17 protein-coding genes are annotated in these 22199 nt (G+C 65.7%); 10 read left to right on the plus strand and 7 right to left on the minus strand.

The window, feature by feature from the left end; translation table 11 throughout:
• Positions 1–64 precede the first annotated feature (64 nt).
• The 6 genes from K1X74_10185 to K1X74_10210 all read right to left on the minus strand — a co-directional run bounded on the left by K1X74_10185 (position 65) and on the right by K1X74_10210 (position 8842).
• A complete protein-coding gene (locus K1X74_10185) occupies positions 65–1747 on the minus strand; it encodes a hypothetical protein (GenBank protein MBX7166702.1) in 1683 nt (560 codons plus the stop codon).
• A gap of 191 nt (positions 1748–1938) precedes the next feature.
• A complete protein-coding gene (locus tag K1X74_10190; protein ID MBX7166703.1) occupies positions 1939–3126 on the minus strand; it encodes a DUF1573 domain-containing protein in 1188 nt (395 codons plus the stop codon).
• A 68-nt stretch (positions 3127–3194) separates the two neighbouring features.
• Positions 3195–5327, minus strand: coding sequence for an O-antigen ligase family protein (locus K1X74_10195; protein MBX7166704.1), 2133 nt, complete (start codon positions 5325–5327; stop codon positions 3195–3197).
• Positions 5324–6505 carry an undecaprenyl/decaprenyl-phosphate alpha-N-acetylglucosaminyl 1-phosphate transferase gene (locus K1X74_10200; GenBank protein MBX7166705.1) on the minus strand — a complete coding sequence of 394 codons (1182 nt, stop codon included), beginning with the start codon at positions 6503–6505 and terminating at the stop codon, positions 5324–5326. Before K1X74_10200 ends, K1X74_10195 begins: the two co-directional genes overlap by 4 nt.
• Positions 6502–7065 carry a DUF4416 family protein gene (locus K1X74_10205; GenBank protein MBX7166706.1) on the minus strand — a complete coding sequence of 188 codons (564 nt, stop codon included), beginning with the start codon at positions 7063–7065 and terminating at the stop codon, positions 6502–6504. Before K1X74_10205 ends, K1X74_10200 begins: the two co-directional genes overlap by 4 nt.
• Positions 7066–7108: 43 nt before the next feature.
• Positions 7109–8842, minus strand: a complete 1734-nt coding sequence (locus K1X74_10210) for a proline--tRNA ligase (protein MBX7166707.1) — start codon at positions 8840–8842, stop codon at positions 7109–7111.
• A gap of 270 nt (positions 8843–9112) precedes the next feature.
• Between K1X74_10210 and K1X74_10215 the strand changes: the two genes are divergently transcribed.
• Positions 9113–10099: an HD domain-containing protein gene (locus K1X74_10215; GenBank protein ID MBX7166708.1), complete on the plus strand. Its 987-nt coding sequence runs from the start codon at positions 9113–9115 to the stop codon at positions 10097–10099.
• A complete protein-coding gene (rnr, locus tag K1X74_10220) occupies positions 10096–12486 on the plus strand; it encodes a ribonuclease R (GenBank protein MBX7166709.1) in 2391 nt (796 codons plus the stop codon). The genes K1X74_10215 and rnr overlap by 4 nt, the downstream gene beginning before the upstream one ends.
• Before the next feature lie 36 nt (positions 12487–12522).
• Here rnr and K1X74_10225 read toward each other — a convergent pair whose 3' ends face one another.
• The gene (locus K1X74_10225) at positions 12523–12858 is read right to left on the minus strand and encodes a hypothetical protein (GenBank protein ID MBX7166710.1); all 336 of its coding nucleotides are present in this window, start codon (positions 12856–12858) and stop codon (positions 12523–12525) included.
• A 281-nt stretch (positions 12859–13139) separates the two neighbouring features.
• Here K1X74_10225 and K1X74_10230 point away from each other — a divergent pair, with 281 nt between their 5' ends.
• From K1X74_10230 to K1X74_10265, 8 genes are all read left to right on the plus strand, one after another.
• On the plus strand, positions 13140–14705 hold the full coding sequence (locus tag K1X74_10230) for a hypothetical protein (GenBank protein MBX7166711.1): 1566 nt from the start codon (positions 13140–13142) through the stop codon (positions 14703–14705).
• Between the two features lie 244 nt (positions 14706–14949).
• Entirely contained in the window at positions 14950–16101 is a 1152-nt protein-coding gene (gcvT, locus tag K1X74_10235; protein ID MBX7166712.1) for a glycine cleavage system aminomethyltransferase GcvT, read from the plus strand.
• On the plus strand, positions 16098–16499 hold the full coding sequence (gene gcvH / locus K1X74_10240; GenBank protein ID MBX7166713.1) for a glycine cleavage system protein GcvH: 402 nt from the start codon (positions 16098–16100) through the stop codon (positions 16497–16499). The genes gcvT and gcvH overlap by 4 nt, the downstream gene beginning before the upstream one ends.
• A gap of 60 nt (positions 16500–16559) precedes the next feature.
• The gene (gcvPA, locus tag K1X74_10245; GenBank protein MBX7166714.1) at positions 16560–17930 is read left to right on the plus strand and encodes an aminomethyl-transferring glycine dehydrogenase subunit GcvPA; all 1371 of its coding nucleotides are present in this window, start codon (positions 16560–16562) and stop codon (positions 17928–17930) included.
• Positions 17923–19374, plus strand: coding sequence for an aminomethyl-transferring glycine dehydrogenase subunit GcvPB (gene gcvPB, locus K1X74_10250; protein MBX7166715.1), 1452 nt, complete (start codon positions 17923–17925; stop codon positions 19372–19374). The genes gcvPA and gcvPB overlap by 8 nt, the downstream gene beginning before the upstream one ends.
• Positions 19362–20180 carry a hypothetical protein gene (locus K1X74_10255; protein MBX7166716.1) on the plus strand — a complete coding sequence of 273 codons (819 nt, stop codon included), beginning with the start codon at positions 19362–19364 and terminating at the stop codon, positions 20178–20180. The genes gcvPB and K1X74_10255 overlap by 13 nt, the downstream gene beginning before the upstream one ends.
• A 4-nt stretch (positions 20181–20184) precedes the next feature.
• Positions 20185–20838: a hypothetical protein gene (locus K1X74_10260; protein ID MBX7166717.1), complete on the plus strand. Its 654-nt coding sequence runs from the start codon at positions 20185–20187 to the stop codon at positions 20836–20838.
• A gap of 502 nt (positions 20839–21340) precedes the next feature.
• Complete coding sequence (locus K1X74_10265) at positions 21341–22138, plus strand: FHA domain-containing protein (GenBank protein ID MBX7166718.1); 798 nt, start codon at positions 21341–21343, stop codon at positions 22136–22138.
• Positions 22139–22199 lie beyond the last annotated feature (61 nt).

Raw genomic sequence — 22199 nt, forward strand, 5'->3', positions numbered from 1 at the left:
CGTCTGGCTCACGCAGCAGGTCGCTCGGCGGCTGCGCACCAGTTCAGTGCCACGCCGCCGCGAACTAGTCGCGCCACGGGTGCGCGATTTCTTTCCAATACGTCTCGAAGTTGAACTCCGGACTATTGTCGTGGTCGTGACATTCGGCGCAGGCGCGCTTCTCCGATTCGGCCAGCGTCACGCGCATCGCGGCCCGTAGCTCCTCGGCGTTGTCGGCCGCGTTGGTCTCGGCGTCGACGTGCGCGGCGCCCGGCCCGTGGCAGTTTTCGCAACCATTGCCTTTCAGCGCCGGCGTCTCCTCGATGCTCGTGTAGCCCGTGAGGTAGGCGAAATACTGCTGCGGGTTCCACCCCGTCACGTGGCAGCTCAGACACTCCGGGTCGTGCAGCCGAGGCGGGTCGGAGATGTTTGCCAGCGTGTCGGTCGCATGCGCATGCGGCGTATTCTGCCACTTTTCGTACGCCTGCGAGTGGCAGGTTCCGCACGTTTCGGAGCCCACGAATTGCGCCCGCAGATCCTCGGCGTCGGTCCCCTTGGGATGCACAGCCGGCGGCGGGCAAAGCGCGGCGAACGTGGCCGCTTGCAGGCTTTCCTGGTATTCGACCATCAGTTGTTGCATCTCGGGATCGTCGACAAACCGCACGTCGAGCGGCACGCGCTGATAGACCAGCTTGCGGAGCGGGTTCTGTTTCGAAAGCCCCATCACCGCAGCAAACATTCCCTTGTGGCCCACCTCGACCAGCTTGCCCCGGGCCCCGGGGATCGGCAGCGGCTCGGCGGGCGGCTCCTCGTGCCCGCCGGCGGTGACGATCATGTCGATCTCGGCAAATCGTTTGGCCAGCGCCTCGCTCTCCTCGACCGGAGCGTGCGACAGCACGATGACGAAGTCGCAGGCCTTGCGCAAGTTCGGCAGAATCTGGGCCAGCACCGCCTCGGGATCGCCGAGTTTCAAGTCGGGATTCTTGATGTCACGCTGGTATTTCTTTCCCAGCACAGCGGTCACGCCGATCTTGTGCCCACCAACTTGCAAGACGCGCACCGGCTGACCGATCCGGTCCATGCCCGTGGTTTCGGGATTGAACTCGATGTTGGTGACGACGAACGGGTTGGTGTCGTCGGCCGCCGCGGCTACGAGCGACTCGGTCGAAAGCTGCAATTCTTGAGCCCCCAGCGCCACGGCGTTGTAGCCCATCTGCCGCAGCCCGCGGAGGGCGATGTCGAACTTGATTTCCTGCTGCGGCCCATAGCGGCGGACCTGCCCGCCCAGGTCGAGCAGCACCAGCGGCCAGCCGCGTTCTTCGCGCAATTGCTTGATCAGCGTGAAGCGGCGTTTGAACCCACCCTTCATGTTCTCCAGCCCGGCGCAACCACACGGTTCGAGATAGCCCAGTTGTTCGCCGGTGATGACGATCGCGACGTCGATATGCTGCCAGCGGTCGCCAACGAAGATGGGCCCGTTCACTTTGACCGGGTCGATCTTGGGCTGTTCCTCGCGCGGCTGCTCGTCGTTGGGCAGCTTCGGCACGCGGGGGGCGCGCACTTTGTCTTCCTGGGCGACGGCCGGTTCGACCGGCGCCGGTTCGAGCTCTTGCACCGGCAAGCCAACGGCCGCCGTCACCTCGGCGACCACAGGGGCCGGCGTCTCCGCCACGGCCGGAGGCAATTGCTCGGCTTGATCGTCGTAGACCTGCAACGGGGCAGGGGGGGCCGCTTCGGCCACTTCATCCGCGGTCGGGGAGGCAGACATTTCGATCGCAGGAGGCTGCGGCTGAGCTTCGCCCTGCGCCGGCGGCGCAGAAGACCGGTCGCATCCGTGAGCCAGCAACGCTGCCAAGACAAAGAGCACAACCGCAGGCACAATGCGCCGATCCATCAAGGTAGCCTTACTCTGCAGGAAACGAATTCTTCCGTGAACTCAAATCGGCCGCACTCGGGCACCTACCGCTCGCGAACGACGAACTTCAGCTTGATCTCGTAACGCGGAATCTCGGGGTGGTTGCTTTCGAGCACCAGGATTCCGTACGGGGCCGTGGCCGTGCCCAGGTGGGTCTGCGGGGGCAACTGGTTGGCAATCGTGATCGTGAGCGGGTACAGGACGGCATGCTCCGTGCGGCTCGGTTCTCCCAATTGGCCCGTGACTCCGGCCAGGTCGACCTGTGGCGTCTGAAACTTGATGGTGTCGCGCAGCGGGCCGGCAACTTTCAAGCTCAACTGCCGGGTCGCACCCTCTCCCGGGGCCAATGACCCGAGGTCAACCACCTGCGTCAGCCGGTTCCACCCTTTGCCCAGGATGTTGAAATCGCTGTCAAGGTAGCCCAGCACCGGCAGTTCGAACTCGGGGGCCTGCTCCAAGTTCGTGGTCAGCAAGATTCTCTGTTCAATCTGTCCGAGCGGCAAGCCGGGTTTCAGGTGTGCCAGCAGCTCATATCCGCTGTGGGCCGTATCGAGCCGAAACTCTTCGCGTGCTAGCGGTCTCAACTTCACCTCGAAATAGGCCGCGATGCTCGGATTGGTCAACGAGAACTGCTTGATTTCGAAGGGCCCGGCGAACTGGCTATAGACGTGAACGACGGCCGTCTTTTCCTCCGTCCGTAGCATGCGGCCGAAATCGAGGTGGTTCGGCACAGCCACGATTGTTTCGCTGATGCGCCCCTGAACGACCAGCACCAGCCGGGGACTTTGGCGGTCGTTGGTAAATACGACGGCTTCCTGGCGAAAGCTCTCGCCAAAGGCCGTGCGCACGGTCCACTCGAGCGTCACCTCGGCGGTTCCCCCGGGGGGCACCGGTTCAGTGCCGAGCTTGCTGATCGTGCACTTGCAGGTGGTATCGCCTTGAGTCAGGACCAGCGGACCCTCGCCTGTGTTACGAATATTGAAGACGTGGACACCCTTGGTGTTCGTATCGGCCGCCCCGAAGTCGTACAGCGGCTCGTCGACCACCGCCTTCGGCTGCGGCTTGCCCTCGGGGATCAAGGCCGGCGCGCGGGCATCGTTGACGGGAGCGGGCTGTGGTCGGGTGGGATCGGATACACCCCGCAGAATGCCGAACGTCGGCAGCGCCGATGCTCCGCCCACGGCAGCGCCCAGCAGCGCCGACAAACACGCCAACAGCAAGAATCTGCGCATCAGTCGCTCGGTCCAATAAGGCCTTTGCGTTCCGCTAACGTCGATCGTAAGAACGGTCTGCGCAACCGTCAATTTGCGCGCGGCTCGGGCCACCCCTGGCGTTCGAGTGCCGCGCGCAGCTCCTCGGGCAGCTTCTGGTCGGCATGCGGGGTAAGCTGATCGAGGCGCCAGGCTTGCTGGGCCTCGGCAGCCGACTGTGGATATTTGGCCTCGGCCAAGGCCAAGGCCAACTTGGCCCGCCGCACTGCATGGTGCGGGTACGTCTCGACCGCCCGGCGGTAGGCCTGCACGGCCGCGTCCAGGTCGACGGGTTTACCCTGCAAATGAAACGCGGCGAGGTACAGGTCGCCGGCGTGCAGCCACGCCGCGCTGCTCGCCGGGCTGGCATGCGCGAGCCAGGCGGCAGTTGCCTCGCGAAACGATTCCAGATCGCCGGGCCGCTCAGGGTCTTGCCGGGCCGACTCCAGCTCAAGCTGGGCCAGGTTCGACCAAGGCTCGGGCGCCAAGGGATCGGCGGCCGCGGCCTCGAGCAACAAGGCGCGCTGCTCGTCCGGCGGGTTGGGCATGGCTGAGACCGACTCCAATCGTGCCTGACAAGCGATCACCGGCAAGAACGAGCCGGAGTAGACCAGCAGCATTGCCGCGAGTAGGCACACCGCTGCGACCGCGGCCCGGAGCGGTTGCACGGCGGCGGCCGCGCTAGCTGGCGGCGCGATGGCCACGGTCAGCGCCACCAACAACCACAAGCTGCCGGCCACACTGGGAAAGCCGATGCCTCCGGCGGCCAGGAGATTGATCAGCAAAGCGGCCGCACCGTACAGCATCGCGCCACCAAGCGGGGCCATTGAGCGCCTCCAACCGATCAGCAGCAACCACGCCCCGCCGCCGGCCAGGTAGACCAGCAACAGGTCGATCGCCGTGAGCGGAACACCTATCAGGATGCTGGCCGCGAGCGCGACAATCGGTGCCGCGACCGCTCCCGCGGCGATCCAGTGCTCGAGCTGATCGTTGCCGGAGGGTTTCGTCGGCACGCTTGAAGGCTGCACGCCGCTACGAAAGAAACCCACCAGCACGACGGCAAGCAACACGCCCGCGAACATCCCCGAATTGGCCCAGGTTTCGAGCACGAAGTTGTGCGGATCAGCGATTTCTTCGCTGGCTTCCGGCAATTTGAACCGGGTGTATTGATCGGCGAAGTTGCCGTATCCGACACCCCACCACGGCGACTGCCGGATCATCTGCCCAGTGGCCTGCCAGTATTGAAGCCGGTAGCCGAGCGACTTGGGAGCTTCGGTCAGGACCTCGCGATCCAGCCCGCCCGTCGCCAGCGCGCCGGCGACAGCCGCGGTAAGCACGACGACGGCCAGCAGCACCCGCGGCCATGAAATCCAACCCCGGTGAGCGAAACGCCGCAACGCGAGCACGCCAAGCACCACGGCCCAAGCCACGAGCGCGCTGCGGCTCTTGGTAAGCAGCAGCACCACGCCGAGCGGCAGACCAACCAACCAGGGGCCCCAGCGAGCCACGAACGACACGGCCGGCACATCGGCGCGCGCGGCCGCCAGCACGACGAGCCACACCAGCAAGAGCCCAGCCAACGAATTCGTCAGCTCGAACCGGGCCAGGGGTTCCGTGCTTGCCAAGCGCTGCTCGAACAACGCCCTTTGGGCTGAGCCCGGTGGCGCGTCGATGCCTGCCTCCCGCAGCGACAATTCGGGCTGCGCGCGGTATGCGGCCCGGGTGGCGGGCATCGTGACGGCGTATTGATAGAGCCCCAGCGCCGCTTCGGCCACGGCCAAGGCGATCATTGCGGCCAACAATGCCCGTGCTGTTGACATGCTCGGAATCAGTTGCCGCAGCAGGAAATAGCTCAATGCCAGCGCGATTTGTTCGCCGGCGAGGTTCAGCGCCGGGCGCGTCGCACCCTCAGCGGCGCAGGCCACCGCGACGGCGGCCTGGATACCGAACAGCGCCAGCACCAGCAGATCGATCAGGCGCAACCGGACAGCGCCGACGCGCCCCAGCGCAAGGCACGCCGCCCAGACGGTGCCCAGCAGCAGCCAGGACACGACAAACAACTGGCCACCGCCGCGCGCGGCCGACATCTCGCTGGGCACCAACGGTCGGGCCACGACGAGCGCCGTGGCACACGCCAAGAGCAGCCCGGCCAGTGGTGGCTGCGGCTTGGGCGACGGTTTCATGACGTGGTCACGACCCCAGTTTTCGATCGCCGTGCCGCTTCGGCCTGTTCGCGGCGCAATTTTCGCCGAGCGCTCGTCTCCAGCACGCCGATCAGCACCAGCACACAAGCGACCAGCAGCACAATCACGATGGCGCCGCCGAAGTCGACCTGGTGCAGCAACAACGCCCCCAGCCCGGTCGTGGCCGTCGTGAGGTAAATCGTCAGCACGGCCTGGGTCTTGCTCAGACCCAATTCGACCAGGCGGTGCGAGAAGTGATTCTTGTCGCCTACGAAGGGGCTCAGGCCCGAACGCAGGCGAATGAGCACGACGGTCGCGGTGTCGTAGAGCGGCACGGCCAGCACGCACAAGGGGGCAAGGATGGCGTGCCGGGGCAGGGCCCCGCCCGAGAAGGTAGCCATCATCGTGCCCATCGCGATCCAAAAGCCAATGAAATAAGCACCGGCATCACCCATGAAAATCCGGGCCGGCGGTCGATTGTGGAACAGAAAGCCAGCCAGCGAGCCGACCAGCAGCAGCAAGAAACCCGCGACGAACAACTGAGGGTGATTCGTCGCGGGCTCGGGCGTGAGCAGCATCACGGCCGCGAGCATGGCCGACGAGATGGCCGCCACGCCGCCCGAGAGCCCGTCCATGTTGTCGAGCATGTTGAAGGAATTGATCAGCCCAACGATCCAGAAGACGCTCAGCAGGCCGGTCAGCAGGGGCGCATCGAGGAACATCGTCAACCGCCACCCGCCACCAAAGACCAGCAACGCCGCCAGGCCGAATTGAACGCTTAAGCGCAACCGCCAATCGAGCGCCCGACGATCGTCGGCCAGGCCCAGGGCCATCATCACCGTACCGGCCGCCACGAGCCCCCATAGCCGCGATGCTTGTTGTTTGAGCCCTCCCAGATGCGTGGCAGCCCGTTCGGGAAGCTCGATTCCCAAGACCGTGTGGCGCCCAGTCGCGGGCACATCGACCAGCCACAGCGCGACCTGGCCGGCGGCAATCGTCGCGACGACGCCGAGCCAGATGCCCAACCCTCCGCCCAAGGGCGTGGGATGCTCGTGGACCTTGCGATGCCCCGGGCGATCGACCAGGCCCCAGGTGCCGGCCTTGCGCCGCACGACGAACAACGCCAGCCAACTGACGAGTGCGGCCGGGATCGTGGCACCAGCGATCAGCTCAATCACGCGCCTGGTCCTTCGCTTGGCCGCAGTCCCTGCTGCCGCTGCCGATAGTACTGGCGACACGTCTCCAGAAACTCTTGCACATCGGCCCGACGATAGTCGGCATAGGTCCACGCCTGGGGCTGCCACCGGCGATCGCGCACGTGCAGGGTGACCTCGCCGAAAATCCCCTGGCCCAGATACAGACGGTGGGCATGATCCTTGGTCGAGGCCAACACCAGCTTGGCCGCGGTGACGTAGCCGGGGTCGAGATTCAACGGCCGCGCCTCGGGATGCCTCTGCCAACTAGCATACGTGCTTTCCCAGGCATTGGTTTGGTGCTTCCAGGCAGGCAGCTCCTCGGGCGGAGCCAGGGGTTCGAAGGCCCACAGCGTTTTCCACAAGCCCGGGCCCATCGACGGCGCGTAATAGTCGGTCTCGGCAAACTCAAAGCGGGGGCCTTCGAGCGCCACGGCGCCCCAGGCGGCGACGGCCTGCTCGCGCCCCCAGTCGAGAGCTGCTTCATAGCGGCTGAAGGCCGCTAGAATCCGTAACACCGGCGGGTGCGGGTGCGGATGGCCCATGGCGTGCAGCTTCGTGGCCCAAGGAAAGGGGCAGTCGACGCGCTTACCGGCCCACCTGGCAGGCCGCTTCGACCAAGAGCCGCTGGATGGTCTGCGCTGCGTCGGCCAGGGGGATATTGGTCGGCTCCGCATCGCGTCGCCACTTGATCTCCAACTGCCCAGCCTTCAAGCCTCGGTCCCCCACGACCACGCGCAACGGGATGCCGATCAGGTCGGCATCCTTGAATTTGACCCCGGCGCGGACATCCCGGTCGTCGAGCAGCGTCTCGATCCCGGCTGCCTCGAGTTCGTCGTGCAGTCGCTCGGCAGCGGCGAGCACTTCTGGCTGCGAAACGTTCAAGGGATCGACGATCACCTGGTAGGGCGCCAGCGCCAAAGGCCAGATGATGCCGGCAGCGTCGTGCGAAGTTTCGATCAACGCGGCCAGCATCCGGCTGACGCCGATCCCGTAGCAGCCCATGATCATCGTGTGCTGCGTTTCCTGGGCGTCGAGAAATTTGGCGGCCAGCGCATCGGAGTACTTCGTGCCGAGCTTGAACACGTGGCCCACCTCGATCGCCTTGCGCAGTTCGAGCGTCTGCTGGCAGCGCGGACAGGGATCGCCGGCCACGACGTTGCGCAAGTCGGCCAACGCCTCGACTTGGAAGTCACGGCCGAGATTAGCCCCGGTGTAATGCTTGTCAGCCTCGTTGGCGCCGACCACCGCATCGGCGACCGCGGCCACGTCGTAGTCGGCCAGGATGCGAATCTTCAGGCCGCACGGCCCGGCAAACCCGACCGGCGCCCCGGTCGCGCGCTCGATCACGTCCGGCGGCGCGAGGACGAGTTGTGCGGCGCCGCTGGCGCGGCGGACCTTGCCCTCGTTGGCCTCGTGATCGCCGCGCAGCAACACTGCCAGCGGCTGCTCGTCGGCCAGGTAGATCAGCGTCTTCAGCACCTGTTCCGGACGGCATTTGAGCAGTTTGCTCACCTGCTCGATGCTGCCGACCTGCGGAGTGTCGACCTTGGTCAGCGGCTTGCTGCTCGCAGCGGCCGTACGTCCGGCGCGCTGGCCGGTTTCCGCCCGCTCGAGGTTGGCCGCATAGCCGCAGCCCGGGCAATGCACGACGGTGTCCTCGCCGTTCTCGGCCGGGACCATGAATTCATGGCTGGCATCGCCGCCGATCGGACCGCTTTCGGCCTCGACCGGCAGGTAGGGGAGCCCGCAACGCGCAAAGACGCGGCAGTAGGCGTCGTACATCTTCTGGTAGCTGGCCTGCAGCCCCTCGACGCTCGTGTCGAAGCTGTAGGCGTCTTTCATCAAGAACTCGCTGGTCCGCAGCACGCCGAACCTCGGACGTTCTTCGTTGCGATACTTGGTCTGGATTTGGTAGAGCGTGATCGGCAATTGCCGGTAGCTGGAAATGTGGTGCGCCACCAGGTCGGTGATCACCTCCTCGTGCGTAGGACCCAGCGCCAGGTGAATGTCGCGGTTCTGCCGGCGGACCTTGAACTGGATCAACACCGAACCGAACGCCGAGATGCGACCGCTCTGCTCGAACAGCGAAATCGGCATCAAACCCGGCATCAGCAATTCGATCGCCCCGGCGCGGTCCATTTCTTCGCGCACGATCCGCTCGGCCTTTTTGAGCGCCCGCAGCCCGAGCGGCAGGTAGGTGTAGGCCCCGGCCATGAGCTGGTTGACCATGCCGGCGCGCAACATCAGCACGTGGCTGGGGATTTCCGCCCCCTCGGGCGATTCCTTCATGGTGGGGATGAACGTTTGGGTCCAGCGCACGAAAACCTCGGCATGGGCTGCGGTCGATGTTGCTTCCGCCTCGCTCGAAATTGAGGCGCGGTTCGCGAAAACCGTTCGCGCGGCATTCTACGGAAAGCCCGCAGGTTGAGTAAGGCGAGTCGCCGCCGCCGCGGCGGGGCCTTGCCTTGTGGGGCAGTCGAGCGCGTCCTAGAATCCAGGCCATAGCGATCGATTGCACCTGGTTCTTGCCCGATCTGGCGGCCGCGCCGGGGTTCGGTCCAAGCGCGGCAACCTGAGAGGCGCGGCATCATGGTCCGGCGGTTCATTGCGGAACTGGGTCACCAGGAACACATCGAAGAGGTCTACCTCGCCTCGGGCAAGCAACTGCGCCCCAACAAGAACGGCGACCTCTATCTCCAGGTCGAGCTGGCCGATCGCTCGGGCACCGTAACGGCCCGGCTGTGGAACGCCAACGACACAGTCTATCGCGCCTTCGAAGACGGCGATTTCGTCCGGGTCACCGGCACGGCCCAGGTTTACCAGGGCTCGATGCAGATGATCGCTACGCGCATCGCCCGGGTAAGCCCCGAGGAAGTCGACGCGGACGATTTTCTGGCGCAGCCCGCCGTGCCGGTCGACACGTTGTTGCGCCGGCTGCAGGCATTGCTGCGCTCGCAACAAGATCCGCAGCTCAAGGCGCTGGCCGAATGCTTTCTGCAGGACGCCGCCTTGATGCGCAAGTTGTGCCGCGCGCCGGCCGGCGTGAAGCATCATCACGCCTACCTGGGCGGCCTGCTCGAACACGTCGTCAGCCTGATGAATGTCGTCGACCGCGTCGTCGAGCTGTATCCGCAGCTGAACCGCGACTTGATGCTCTTGGGCGCCTTGCTCCACGATCTGGGCAAGGTCGACGAGCTCGACTTCGAACGCGCGTCGCTGGGCTATACCGACTCGGGCCAATTGCTCGGCCACCTCGTGCTGGCCATCTCGCTCTTGGACGAGAAGCTGCAGGAAGTCGCCCGGCAGACGGGCCAGGCGGTGCCCGAGGAACTCGTGCTGCGTCTCAAGCACATGATCGTGAGCCACCACGGGCAATACGAATTCGGCAGTCCCAAGGTGCCGATGACTCCCGAGGCGCTGGCGTTGCACTATCTCGACAGCCTCGACGCCAAGCTGCACTGTTTCCAGCAATTGATGGATGAAGACCCGAACGTCGAAAGCTCGTGGACGCTGTACCACCAATCGCTGGGACGAAAGTTGTTCAAAGGTCGCGGTGCTTCGGCGGGCGCGTCATGAATGCCGACGACGAACCGCTGGCTGCAGACGCAGATGATCCCGCGGGCGACGACGCTTCGCCGCCGGAGGCGAGCAACGAGGGGGACGATTCGCTCGCCGGCCGGGTGCTGGCGCTGGTACGGACGCCGGGCTATCGGCCCGCCAAACCGAGCGTGATCGCCAAACTGCTGGGCCTGAACGCCACGGAAAACCGGGCGCTGGCCCGGCTCGTCAAGCGGCTCGTGAAACGCGGTGAACTGAATTACGGCCCGCGCCACCTGGTCGAAGCCGGCACGCAGCCGCCGGCGCATCCGGCCCCGCCCACGCGCGCGGCGCGGCCACGCACTGGCCAAGAAGCCGGACTGACCGGCACCTTTATCCGCAAGGCGGGCGGCTTCGGCTTCGTACGCCTCAAGCGCCCCTCGGGTAGCGAACCGGGCGACGACATCTTCATTCCGGCCAAGGCCACGGGCGACGCCTCGACCGGGGATACGGTGCTCGTGCGTTTGACCCGCGACGGCCGCTACGGCGCCGGGAATCGCCAAGGTGAAATCGTCCGCATTGTCGAGCGCGACACGCACCAGTTTGTCGGCACCTATTTCGAGACCGGCGGCTCCGGCTACGTGCAGGTCGACGGCACGCTGTTTGCCGCGCCGATCTTCGTCGGCGACGCCGGCGCCAAGAGCGCTCGCCCCGACGATAAGGTCGTCTTCGAAATGGTGCGGTTTCCGTCACCGGCACACGACGGTGAAGGCGTAATCACCGAGGTGCTCGGAGCCCGCGGCCAGCCGGGCGTCGACACCTTGTCGATCGTCCGCGAGTTCGAGCTGCCCGAGGTATTCGACGAAGACGTGCTGGAGCAGTGCCGCCAACAGGCCGAATTGTTCGACGAAACGAACCTGGGCGACCGCACCGACTTCACGGCCGAAACGGTGATCACGATCGACCCGGTCGATGCCCGCGATTTCGACGACGCCATTTCGCTCGTCGAGCAAGAAAACGGCCATTGGCTGCTAGGGGTGCATATCGCCGACGTGGCGCATTTCGTCCCGCCCAAAACGGCGCTCGACCGCGAGGCCTATGCCCGCGCGACGAGCGTCTACTTGCCCGACCGGGTGCTGCCGATGCTGCCGGAGCTGATCTCCAACAGCCTGGCAAGCCTGCAGCCCGACCGCGTGCGGTACACCAAGTCGGCGATCATCGAGTTTTCGCCCGAAGGGGTCCCGGTGCATGTCGAGCTGCACCGCTCGGCGATCCGCAGCCAGCGGCGCTTCGCGTATGAGGAGGTCGACGACTACCTGGCCGCGCCTGACGGCTGGCGGGCGAAGCTGACGCCGGTTGTCCACGCGCTGCTCGAGCGGATGCACCGGCTGGCCATGATCCTCCGCCGGCGGCGATTTGCGCGCGGCGCGCTGGAGCTGTCGATGCCCGAGGTCAAGATCGACCTCGACCGCGAGGGGCGCGTGAGCGGCGCCCACCGTGTGCAGAACACCACCAGCCACCAAATCATCGAAGAGTTCATGCTCGCGGCCAACATCGCCGTGGCCGAAAAACTCCATGCAGCGGGTTGGCCGTTCTTGCGCCGCATCCATCCTACGCCCGACCCGCGCAAACAGAAGCTCTTGACCGATTTCGTCAACGAGCTGGGGTTCGCGGTCGACAGCCTGGAAAGCCGTTTCGAACTGCAGAAGCTGCTGAACCGCGTCGTCGGGCACCCGGCCGAATACGCCGTCAACTATGCCGTCTTGCGCAGCCTGCAACGGGCCGTCTACAGCCCGATCGAAGAAGGCCATTATGCCCTAGCGAGCGATTGCTATTGCCACTTCACGTCGCCCATTCGCCGGTATCCCGACCTGACGATCCACCGGCTGGTCGATGCGCTGCTACTGGGACGCAAGGTGCGCCACGACCTGGGCGAGCTGGCCGCTCAAGGCGAGCACTGCTCGGAACGCGAACAACGTGCCGAGGCGGCCGAGCGCGAACTGATCAAGCTCAAGTTGCTGCATTACCTCAGCGAGCGAATTGGCGATGAGCTGCGGGCCGTCGTGACCGGCGTCGAAGACTACGGCTTGTTTGTCCAGGGACTGGAGCTGCCCGCCGAAGGACTGATCCACATCACTTCGCTGCAGGACGACTTTTACCGTTACGACCGGGCCTCGCACACGTTGACCGGCCGCCGTGCTGGGAACGCTTTTCGCCTGGGCGATATCCTGCAAGTCGTCGTCGCCCGGGTCGATCTCGACCGTCGCGAGCTGGATTTCAGGCTTGCAGGGCGCGAAGCCTCGCCGCGCACTCCGCGACCGGAGCGTTCGCCGCGCGGCGACCGCCGCGGCACGTCGCGGCAGCCGGGCAAGACCCCGCAGCATCGCCCCCCGAACAAGGGCCGGCCCAAGCGCGGAAGGCGCTGAAGCCGCATTGCGCTTCGCACGCTTAGCGCCGCGGGCTCAGTTGCCCAGCACCGAGTAGACGTAATCGGACAGGGCCTGCCTCTCCGTCGAATTCAGACTCGCTCGCCCCGACATGTCGTCGATCAGGTGATTCCATTCGCTGGGGCTGTAGCTGGTGATCTTCTTGGCCGAATGGCACTCGGTGCAGCGCCCGGTATAGAGGGCGCGGCCAAGATCGATGCCGCTGAGATTCGTTCCGGTCACGGGCGTAGGGCTCGTGGCCTGCGTCACGCTGCTCGACTTCGAATTGTGCGAGCAGCCGTTTGAGACCAGCGCAACGACGCCGCACAACGCCAGCGCATAGCGCAGCCCTTGGTGCGCGCAAGTGAACATGCAACTCGTCCGTGAGTTGATCGCGCCCTGACTGGCACCGGAAGACCGCCGGGCAAAGAACCTTGCCCCGAATGATGCGAACTGCTGCCGAACAGGGCGGCAGAGTATTCGCGGTTTGCACGCCGAGCGGCAAGCGGAAATTACCTGACAACTCCCTTGCAAGAAGTTTATCTGCCGGGCCCGGGATGACCTTGCCCGTGCGGGTTTTGGCCCGGTAGAGTCTGCCACCCTGTCGGGCGCGCTGCTCTTCTCACACCGGCGCTGTCGCCGAGGTCACGGCCATGCCGATCGTTCGAGCGTTTCTTGGCTGCGCTGTTGCGGCGATGGCCCTCGCGGCCGCTACGGCGATGGCGCAATTGCACGAGGCGCCCGTGGCCGACGCGGCCCACGAAGGCGAAAGCGCCAGCACTGCCAGCCCCGAATCGACCGAGCCGGTACCGCGGCCCGACGCCGAAGCCGACGCCGAGCTGATGGCTGCTGGCAAACTCGCCTTCGAGCGATCGTGCGTGTCGTGCCACGACGCGGAGAAATCGCTGGCCCAGTCGAAGGACTTCGAAGCCTGGCAAGCGACCGTCGCGCGGATGGCGCAAAAAGACGGCGCCGAGATCTCGCCGGTGACGCACGAGGCGATCGCCGCCTGGCTGACCTCAGTGGCCGGTCCCACCGATCCCGCGCACCTGGCGGGACCGCCGTCGGGCGGTTTCGCGTTGCCCCCTTTGTCGGCCACGGCCGCCTTGGCGGCGACGTTTCGCGGCGGCGTCGAAGACGTCGAAAACCAGAATCATTTCGGCGACGTGTGGTTGGGCATTTTCGCGCAAAACGGCAGTCCGGTCAGTGGCCGGGTGACGAGTTGCGTCGCCTGCCACAACCAGGGTTCGCAATTCGGCAATCTCGAGCTGGTCGAGGCTTGTCTGCGGCTCGATCTGGGGCAATGCGCCTTCGGCGAAGCCGCCGCCGGCCTGCCCGTCCAAGCCAACATCGAGGCGGGGCGCTTCGTGGTGCCCTTCGGGCGGTTTTATCAACAGGTCAACCCGGGCATTCAGCGTTCGGTCACCGCGCCGTTGATCTACAACATGGGACAGATGGTCCACCCCAACGACCTGGGCGATCCGGTGCTACCGATGCCGTATTCCGACGAAGGCGCCGCGTTGAATCTGGCCGCGGCGCTGTCCGACAACTGGAACGCCACGTTCCACTTGTATCTCGTCAATGGACTCTCCGGCGGCCCGCAAGGCATCGACTTCGATTACAGCCGCGACTACGTCGACAACAACCGCAGCCCGGCCGTCGGCGGGCGAGTGGCCGTGGGCAACGACGTCATCTCCGTGGGCACTTCGGCCGCGACGGGGCGTTACTCGCGGAACGATCCGTATAGCCCCTGGCTCAACGATCTGCAGTACGCCTTGTTCGGCGGCGACGTGGCCCTGCATTGGCAGGATTGGTTCTGGTTTCAAGCCGAATACGCGGAGCGATGCAACGATCGCGCCGGCTATTGGTACGTCGGCCCCCTGTCGGCGACGACGGCCGATCTGCTCGCGCTGCCGCCGGTGCCGTTTGTGTTTCACGAGCATGTGCGCGGCGGCTACGGGCAGATCGAAACGCTCTTGTCGCGCGCCTACCGAATCAGCGCGTTTTTCCGCTTCGACGTCCAACAAACCGACAGCAGCGTGCCGCCACCGGGAAGCCGGTTGCCCAGCGGCAATTTCGACGTCGATCGATTCACCTACGGCCTCAATTTCACCCTGCCGGGCGGAAGCTTGTTGCTGCTCAATCACGAGCACTGGTGGCTGCCCCACCCGTTGCCCGGCGCCGACGTGATCGGCGTGCGCTGGGCGGCGACGTTCTAGGCCCTCGGGCAGGGTGGCGCTAGGGCAAGTTGACCGCGGCCGCGCGGCCATTTTTCGGGCCGAAAATCGAGCGGGCGCGTCCCCTGGCAGCAGCAGCCCACGGCGGTACAATACCCGCGGAGGCGTGCGACCAGCGGTGGTCGTCGCCTCTCTCTTTGGCATCTCGGCAACCCTCGTACACCCCCCGGGTTTTGGAACCTTCCGGCGGGGGTTGCATGTCCTTCGCGCTGTGAGTGGTCCACGGATGACCGACACCCTGGCAAAAACGCCGCTGGCGGACTGGCACGCCGCGCACGGAGGACGGATGGTCGACTTCGCCGGCTGGCTGATGCCGACGCATTACTCGTCGATCGTCGAAGAACACCTCGCCACGCGCACGGCCGTGGGCGTGTTCGATATCTCGCACATGGGCCGGCTCTGGTTCGTCGGCGACGCGGCGGCCCGGTACGTCGATTCGCTGGTCACCCGCGCGACGGCCGCGATGTCGCCGGGGCGGATTCGCTATGCCCTGGTCACCAACGACGCCGGCGGCATCCTCGACGACGTACTCGTCTATAACTTGACCACGACGGCGAACGAGCCAGCGCGGCTGGTCGTCGTCAACGCGAGCAACCGCCCCAAGCTCTTGAACTGGTTCGCGGCGCATCCCGCGCCGGCCGGCGTCGAGCTGCGCGACGGCACCGTCGCGACTGCGATGATCGCCGTGCAGGGCCCACGCGCCATCGAGTTGGTCGCTCCGCTCACGTCGTCGCCCGTCGGCGAACTGAAATACTACACCGCGTGCCACGCGCGGCTCGGCGACGTCGAAGCCGTCGTCAGCCGCACCGGCTACACGGGCGAGGATGGTTTCGAGCTGATCGTTCCGGCCGCGGCGGCCGAGCGTTTGTGGCAGGGGCTGGTCGAAGCCGGCGCTCAGCCGGTCGGCCTGGGTGCGCGCGACACGCTGCGGCTGGAAGCCGGGATGCCGCTGTATGGTCACGAGCTGAACGAACAGATCGACCCCTATCAGGCGGGCCTCGGCTCGTCGGTCGATCTGCAGAAGCCGTCGTTCGTCGGGCAAGCAACCTTGGCGCAGTTGCGCGACGACGCCGCGCGGCCGCGGCGCGTCGGCCTGGCCGTGGCCGGTCGCAGGATCCCGCGCGAGGGGGCGACCCTGCTGTCGGCCGAACGCTTGATCGGTCACGTGACCAGCGGCACGTTTTCTCCGTCGCTCGAGCGCACGATCGCCATGGGCTACGTCGAACCGGCGTTCTCGCCGCCTGGGACCGAACTGGTCGTCGAGGTCCGCGGCCATCGCGACACGGCCACGGTCGTGGCGCTACCGTTCTATCAACGCGGCGCCGCTCCGCAGCGCGCCGCTTCCCTGTCCTCTGCCGGGAAAGGATCGATCGCTTGACACCGCAAGAGCTGCGCTATGCGACCACGCACGAATGGGTACACGTCGGGCTCGACGAACGCGGCGAAAAGATCGCCACCGTGGGCATTTCCGCCTTCGCCATCGAAGCGTTGACCGACCTGGTGTTTATGGACCTCGCGAAAGTCGGCACGCAGGTCACCGCCGGCGAATCGTTCGGCGAAATCGAATCGGTCAAGGCCGTGAGCGATCTCTACAGCCCGGTCGACGGCGAGATCGTCGCCGTGAACGAAGCCCTGATCAAGAAGCTCGAGACGCTCAAGGACGACCCCTATGGCCAGGGCTGGCTGATCAAGGTCCGCCTCAAAGACGAATCGGCGCTCGACGATTTGCTCGATTACGACGCCTATCAGAAACAGTGCGCCGAGGAGGGGCACTAGCGCGGTCCAGGGGGCGCTCTCGCGACGGTTCCGCTAAGGAGACTCAGGGAACGGCAACGTATGGCATATTTTCTCAACACGGAGGACGATCGGCGCGCGATGCTCGAAACAATCGGCGTCCGCTCGATCGAAGAGTTGTTCGCAATGGTGCCCGACGAGCTGCGGCTCAAGCGGGCACTCGATCTGCCGCCGGCACTGTCCGAGCTGGAATTGACCTCGCATCTCGCCGAGTTGGCCGGGGCCAATCGCTCGGCCACCGATGCCGTGTGCTTTCTCGGGGGCGGCTGCTACGACCATTTCGTGCCGGCGGTCGTCGACGCGATCGGCTCGCGCAGCGAGTTCTACACCTCGTACACGCCCTATCAGCCCGAGGCCAGCCAGGGCAATTTGCAGGCCTTCTTCGAATACCAGACGCTGATCACGCAATTGACCGGCATGGACGTCTCGAACGCCAGCCTGTACGACGGCGGCAGCGCGGCGACCGAAGGCGTGCTGATGGCGCTGTCGACCTCGCGTCAGAAAGGGCGCGTCGTCACGTCGGCCGGCGTCCACCCCGAGTACCGCGCGATCCTGCGGACCTATCTGCAAAACCTGGGCGTCGAGCTGGTCACGGTGGGAACCCCCACCGGCACGCTGACGCCCTCCGACCTGGCCGCCGCGCTCGACCAGAACACCGCGTGCGTGTTGCTCGCGCAGCCCAACTTCTTCGGCTGCGTCGAAGACACGGCCGAACTGGTGCGCGTCGCACATGAAGTCGGCGCCGCGGCGGTTGTGGCCGTCGACCCGCTCAGCCTCGGCGTGCTCAAGCGTCCGGGCGACTACGGCGCCGACATCGTCGTGGCCGAGGGCCAATCGCTGGGCACACCGATGTCGTTCGGCGGTCCCTTCCTGGGCATCCTGGCCTGCCGCGAGCAGTTCTTGCGCAAGATGCCAGGCCGCGTGACGGGACAAACGGTCGATCGCCGCGGCCGGCGCTGCTGGGTCCTGACGCTGCAAACCCGTGAGCAGCACATCCGCCGCGAGAAAGCCACGAGCAACATCTGCACCAACCAGGGGCTCTTCGCCCTCCGGGCCACGGTCTACCTGTCGCTGCTTGGTCCGCACGGCCTGCGCGCGCTAGGTTCGCTGTGCCTGAACAAGTCGCGCGACGCGATCGAGCGCATCACGTCGGGCGAACGGTTTTCGCTGGCCTTCGATCGGCCGACGTTCAAGGAGTTCGTCCTCCGCGACGCGCAGGGGCGCGTCGCCGACCTGCTGGCCGAAGCGGCCGACGAGGGCGTGTTCGCCGGCGTGCCGCTGGGGCAATGGTACCCGGAGATGTCCGATTGCTTCCTGGTGGCCGTCACCGAGCAGCGCACCCGGGCCCAGATCGACCGGCTGGCAACGACGCTGGCCCAAGCCACACGGGAGACCGCGCCGGCCCATGCGTAATACCCGCGCCACGCAACTGCTGTTCGAACTTTCCAAGCCCGGCCGGGGCACCAACATCCTGCCGGCGTGCGACGTGCCGGAACACGCGCTGGGCGAGCTGCTGCCGGCCGACGCGCTGGCCGAAGGCCCGCCGCCACTGCCCGAGCTGGCCGAGCCCGACATCGTGCGTCATTTCGTGAACTTGTCGACGCAGAACATGTCGGTCGACACGCACTTCTACCCGCTCGGCTCGTGCACGATGAAATACAACTCGAAGCGCAACGAGCGGGTCGCCGCGCTACCGGGCTTTGCGCAATTGCATCCCTACCAGCCGGAATCGTCGCTGCAGGGCATGCTCGAGCTGCTCTATCGCTGCGGACAGATGCTGGCCGAGATCGCCGGGTTGCCGGCCGTCTCGCTGCAGCCGGCAGCCGGCGCGCAGGGCGAGTTGACGGCCCTGCTCGTGGCGGCGGCCTACTTTCGCCACCTCGGCCAGGAGCGCACCCGGGTGCTCGTGCCCGACAGTGCCCACGGCACCAATCCGGCCAGTGCTGCGATGGCCGGGTTCGAAGCGGTAACGGTCCGCAGCACCGACGACGGGCACGTCGACTGGGACGACCTGACCCGCAAGCTCGACGATCGCATTGCCGTGCTGATGATCACCAATCCGAACACGCTGGGGCTGTTCGAGCCGCGGATTGTCGAGATCGCCGCGGCCGTGCACCAGCGTGGTGGGTTGGTCTATCTCGACGGCGCAAACATGAACGCGATCCTGGGCATCACGCGGCCGGGCGATTTCGGGGCCGACATGATGCACTTCAACCCGCACAAGACGTTCAGCGGCCCGCACGGCGGCGGCGGTCCCGGCGCGGGGCCGATCGCGGTGCGCGACTTTCTCGAGCCGTTCTTGCCATCGCCGGTCGTCGTCAGGCAGGGCAATCGTTTTCATCTCCAGCACGATCGGCCGCAGTCGATTGGTCGCGTGCGGTGTTTCTTCGGGCAGGTTGGCGTGTTGATTCGCGCCTATGCCTACCTGCACACGCACGGGCCCGAGGGCTTGCGGCGAGTTTCGGAAGAAGCCGTGCTGAATGCCAACTATCTGCTGGCCAAGGTGAAGCACATTCTGCCGGTGCCGCAAGGCGACCGCTGCATGCACGAATTCGTCGCTTCGGCCGCGCGGCTCAAGGCCGATAAAGACATCTCGGCGATGGACATCGCCAAACGGTTGCTCGACTACGGATTCCATGCGCCGACGGTGTATTTTCCGCTGGTCGTCCGCGAATCGATGATGATCGAGCCCACCGAGACCGAAAGCCGCGAGACGCTCGACGCGTTTGCCGCGGCCTTGTTCCGCATCACGGAAGAACCGGCCGAGCTGTTGCACGAGGCGCCGCATACCACCACGATCAGCCGGCCCGACGAAGTGCGCGCCGCGAAAGAGCCCGTGCTCGTTTGGAAACCCTGACTCCGCCCTACGACTGCCGGCTGTTTCGCGACCCGCCGCTCGCCGGGGCGTTCAACATGGCGCTCGACGAGTTGCTGCTCGACGAGGTGTCGGCAGGCTCCGGACCGACGCGCGGGGCAGGGCAGCCCGGTGCAGCAGAGCCGGGGCCGCAGGCGCCGCTGCCCGCCTGGCGTTTCTACCAGTGGGCCGAGCCGACCGTCTCGCTCGGCTACTTTCAGCATCACGATGAGCGCACGCAGCACGGGCCGAGCGCCGCCTGCGCCTTGGTACGGCGACCCACCGGTGGCGGGGCCATCGTCCACGACGCCGAGTTGACCTACAGCTTCGTCGTTCCGGCGGGGCACCCATTGGCCGGCGATGCGATGTCGCTCTACCGCGCCATCCACGGCACGCTGATCGAGACCCTGGCGAGCTTGGACGTGCCGGCCGAGATGTCGGCCATCGCGACCGAGGGCCCCGCAGCCGAGCAACCGTTTCTGTGTTTCGAACGCCGGGCGGTGGGCGACGTGCTGTTGGGCGGTGCCAAGATCGCCGGCAGCGCTCAGCGGCGCCTCGCCGATGCGGTGCTTCAGCACGGCAGCATCCTGCTGCGGGCCTCGGTTGCGGCCCCAAACGTGCCCGGCATTGCGGAGCTGACCGGCCGCGAATTGCCGGTCGCCGAACTGATCGACCGCTGGCAAACGGGCCTCGCCGCGGCGCTGGCCGTGCGCTGGCAGATTGCCCGCTGGACTTCTCGCGAGCTTACGGCCGCCGAACGTCTGGCGACGACAAAATACGCGACTACCAGGTGGAATCGCTTACGCTGAGGGGATGTCCCCGAAGGTCAAGCGACTGTCGCTGCTGGTGGCCACATCGCCGCTGGCGATTCTGCCGGTTTCGAGCTGGCTGGCGACGCAACCGTTCCGACTCTGGGATTACTTCCTCCTGGATGTGATCGTGGTGTTCGCGGCTACCGGCGCACTGCTGACGCTGCCCATCGTCGGGGCGATCTATCTGGCGTTTGCCCTATCGGGCAAGTGGGACGCGTCAGGGCAGCGAGTGCGGCTCTATGTGCATGCGGCCCTGCTACTCGTCGTATGCACATTCCTTCCCACTCGTGTTCTTTGGCCCTTGCGCAGGCTTGGACTCGACGCGTTCAGCCGGCGAAGCCAAGAGCTCGTCACGGCCATTTCGACGTACGAACGCGTCAACGGTCGCCCGCCGGCGGCGTTGGCTGAGCTGGTGCCCAAGTATTTGCCGTCGATTCCCTGGACAGGCATGTCGCGTTACCCCGACTACGAATATCGCTGCGACTCGAGCACGCCCAAGGAGTACGGAGGTAACCCTTGGGTGTTGCTGGTCGAGACCACCGTGGGCTTCATGAACTTCGACCAGATGCTCTACTTCCCCAAACAGAACTACCCCGAGTATGGTTACGGGGGCTCGCTCGAGCGGATCGGCAACTGGGCCTATGTGCACGAGTGACGCGCTGCCTGTGCGGCGGTCGGCGGCGAACGTGAATGACGATCTCTGCCGAAATTTTTTGACTTTTCTCGACCGCTTGGACTATCATCCGAAGGTTGATTCGGGTGGTCGCCCATATATCATCCAGACCGCCTGGACTGCCCCAGATCGTGGGGGTTGAGTGCCGACTGTGGCACTCCATAATTCGTTTATCCGGCATCGGTTACAGACGAACCTGTTCGCACGGCATCATTTTCGCTTGTCATTTGTTGGTTGAATCGCAGTTTGGGTTGGTCTGAAGGTTCGTTGATCGTAACCCGATGCTGACAAAGGAGGCTCCCGGGGAGCCTCAGCCGAACGCGGAAGTGGGGAGCGGCAAACGCCGTAGTGATTCGTCGCCAGTGGGGACTCGCGCGGCGATCACGGACTTCTGCTGCTGCGGCAGCTTGGCGCAAAGGGAAGGTGTTCGAGGCCGTCGTCCCGAGGAGCGCTAAGGCGCATGCATTGCGCCAGACGAAACGACATGGTGGAGGTCAAGCTCAAGGTCAAGGCGGGCAAGGCGGCCGGGCAGGAAATTCGACTGCCAGGCTCCAAATTCATCATTGGCCGCGCCGAAGATTGTCATCTTCGGCCCAATAGCGATCTGGTCAGTCGCCACCATTGCGCCATCCTGTGCGACGAGGGGTTCGTCGTCGTCCGGGAGTTTGGCAGCAAGAACGGCACCTACGTCAACGGCAACCGCATTGCCGGCGAATGCGAACTGAAGACGGGCGACACCCTGAAGGTGGGTCCGCTCGAGTTCGACGTTGTGGTGACGGCCAGCGCCGTGCCTGCGGCACCCGTGACCGCGGCGAAAGGAGCCACTTCGCCTGGGCCGGCCGCGGTGACGCCGGCGAAGAAGCGTCCTGCCGTGCACAGTATCAAGGAAGCCGCCGCGCGTACGGCGCAGAACGCCTCCGCGGGCAATTCGGGAGGCTCCGACATCGACGAATGGCTGGCAGAACCCGCCACGGAATCGACGTCGCAAACGGTCAACATTCGCGATGCCGAAACCGAAGAAATCGCCCTCGGGGGCACGATGTCGATCCCCGCGATGCCGACCCTTCCCGTCAACACTCCGCCTGTGAATGTAGACCCCGGGACCGACGCAGCCACCATTGCGCCCGACGCCCCGACGCGAGAAATCTCGCAATCGGGAGTTACGCCCGCAACACCGGCGGCCCCCAAGCCGATGGGCAAGATGCCGCCGGCCGCGCCCAAGGGCAAAGACAGCGGCTCCGCGGCTGCCGAGACTTTGCGCAAGTTCTTCAATCGCCGTTAGACGGCCGCATCGCTCGCGCCGATCGAGTTGCCGGCCGACGGCCGACGGCTTGCAGCCACCG

The sequence above is a fragment of the Pirellulales bacterium genome (genome assembly GCA_019694435.1).
GTDB lineage: Bacteria > Planctomycetota > Planctomycetia > Pirellulales > JAEUIK01 > JAIBBZ01.

What these genes read in the sequence shown, in the direction of transcription:
- K1X74_10185 (MBX7166702.1), bottom strand. Translation starts at nt 1,747, where the DNA reads ATGTCTGCCTCCCCGACCGCGGATGAAGTGGCCGAAGCGGCCCCCCCT.
- K1X74_10190 (MBX7166703.1), bottom strand. Translation starts at nt 3,126, where the DNA reads ATGCGCAGATTCTTGCTGTTGGCGTGTTTGTCGGCGCTGCTGGGCGCT.
- K1X74_10195 (MBX7166704.1), bottom strand. Translation starts at nt 5,327, where the DNA reads ATGAAACCGTCGCCCAAGCCGCAGCCACCACTGGCCGGGCTGCTCTTG.
- K1X74_10205 (MBX7166706.1), bottom strand. Translation starts at nt 7,065, where the DNA reads ATGGGCCATCCGCACCCGCACCCGCCGGTGTTACGGATTCTAGCGGCC.
- K1X74_10215 (MBX7166708.1), top strand. Translation starts at nt 9,113, where the DNA reads ATGGTCCGGCGGTTCATTGCGGAACTGGGTCACCAGGAACACATCGAA.
- rnr (MBX7166709.1), top strand. Translation starts at nt 10,096, where the DNA reads ATGAATGCCGACGACGAACCGCTGGCTGCAGACGCAGATGATCCCGCG.
- K1X74_10225 (MBX7166710.1), bottom strand. Translation starts at nt 12,858, where the DNA reads ATGTTCACTTGCGCGCACCAAGGGCTGCGCTATGCGCTGGCGTTGTGC.
- K1X74_10230 (MBX7166711.1), top strand. Translation starts at nt 13,140, where the DNA reads ATGCCGATCGTTCGAGCGTTTCTTGGCTGCGCTGTTGCGGCGATGGCC.
- gcvT (MBX7166712.1), top strand. Translation starts at nt 14,950, where the DNA reads ATGACCGACACCCTGGCAAAAACGCCGCTGGCGGACTGGCACGCCGCG.
- gcvPA (MBX7166714.1), top strand. Translation starts at nt 16,560, where the DNA reads ATGGCATATTTTCTCAACACGGAGGACGATCGGCGCGCGATGCTCGAA.
- gcvPB (MBX7166715.1), top strand. Translation starts at nt 17,923, where the DNA reads ATGCGTAATACCCGCGCCACGCAACTGCTGTTCGAACTTTCCAAGCCC.
- K1X74_10260 (MBX7166717.1), top strand. Translation starts at nt 20,185, where the DNA reads ATGTCCCCGAAGGTCAAGCGACTGTCGCTGCTGGTGGCCACATCGCCG.
- K1X74_10265 (MBX7166718.1), top strand. Translation starts at nt 21,341, where the DNA reads ATGGTGGAGGTCAAGCTCAAGGTCAAGGCGGGCAAGGCGGCCGGGCAG.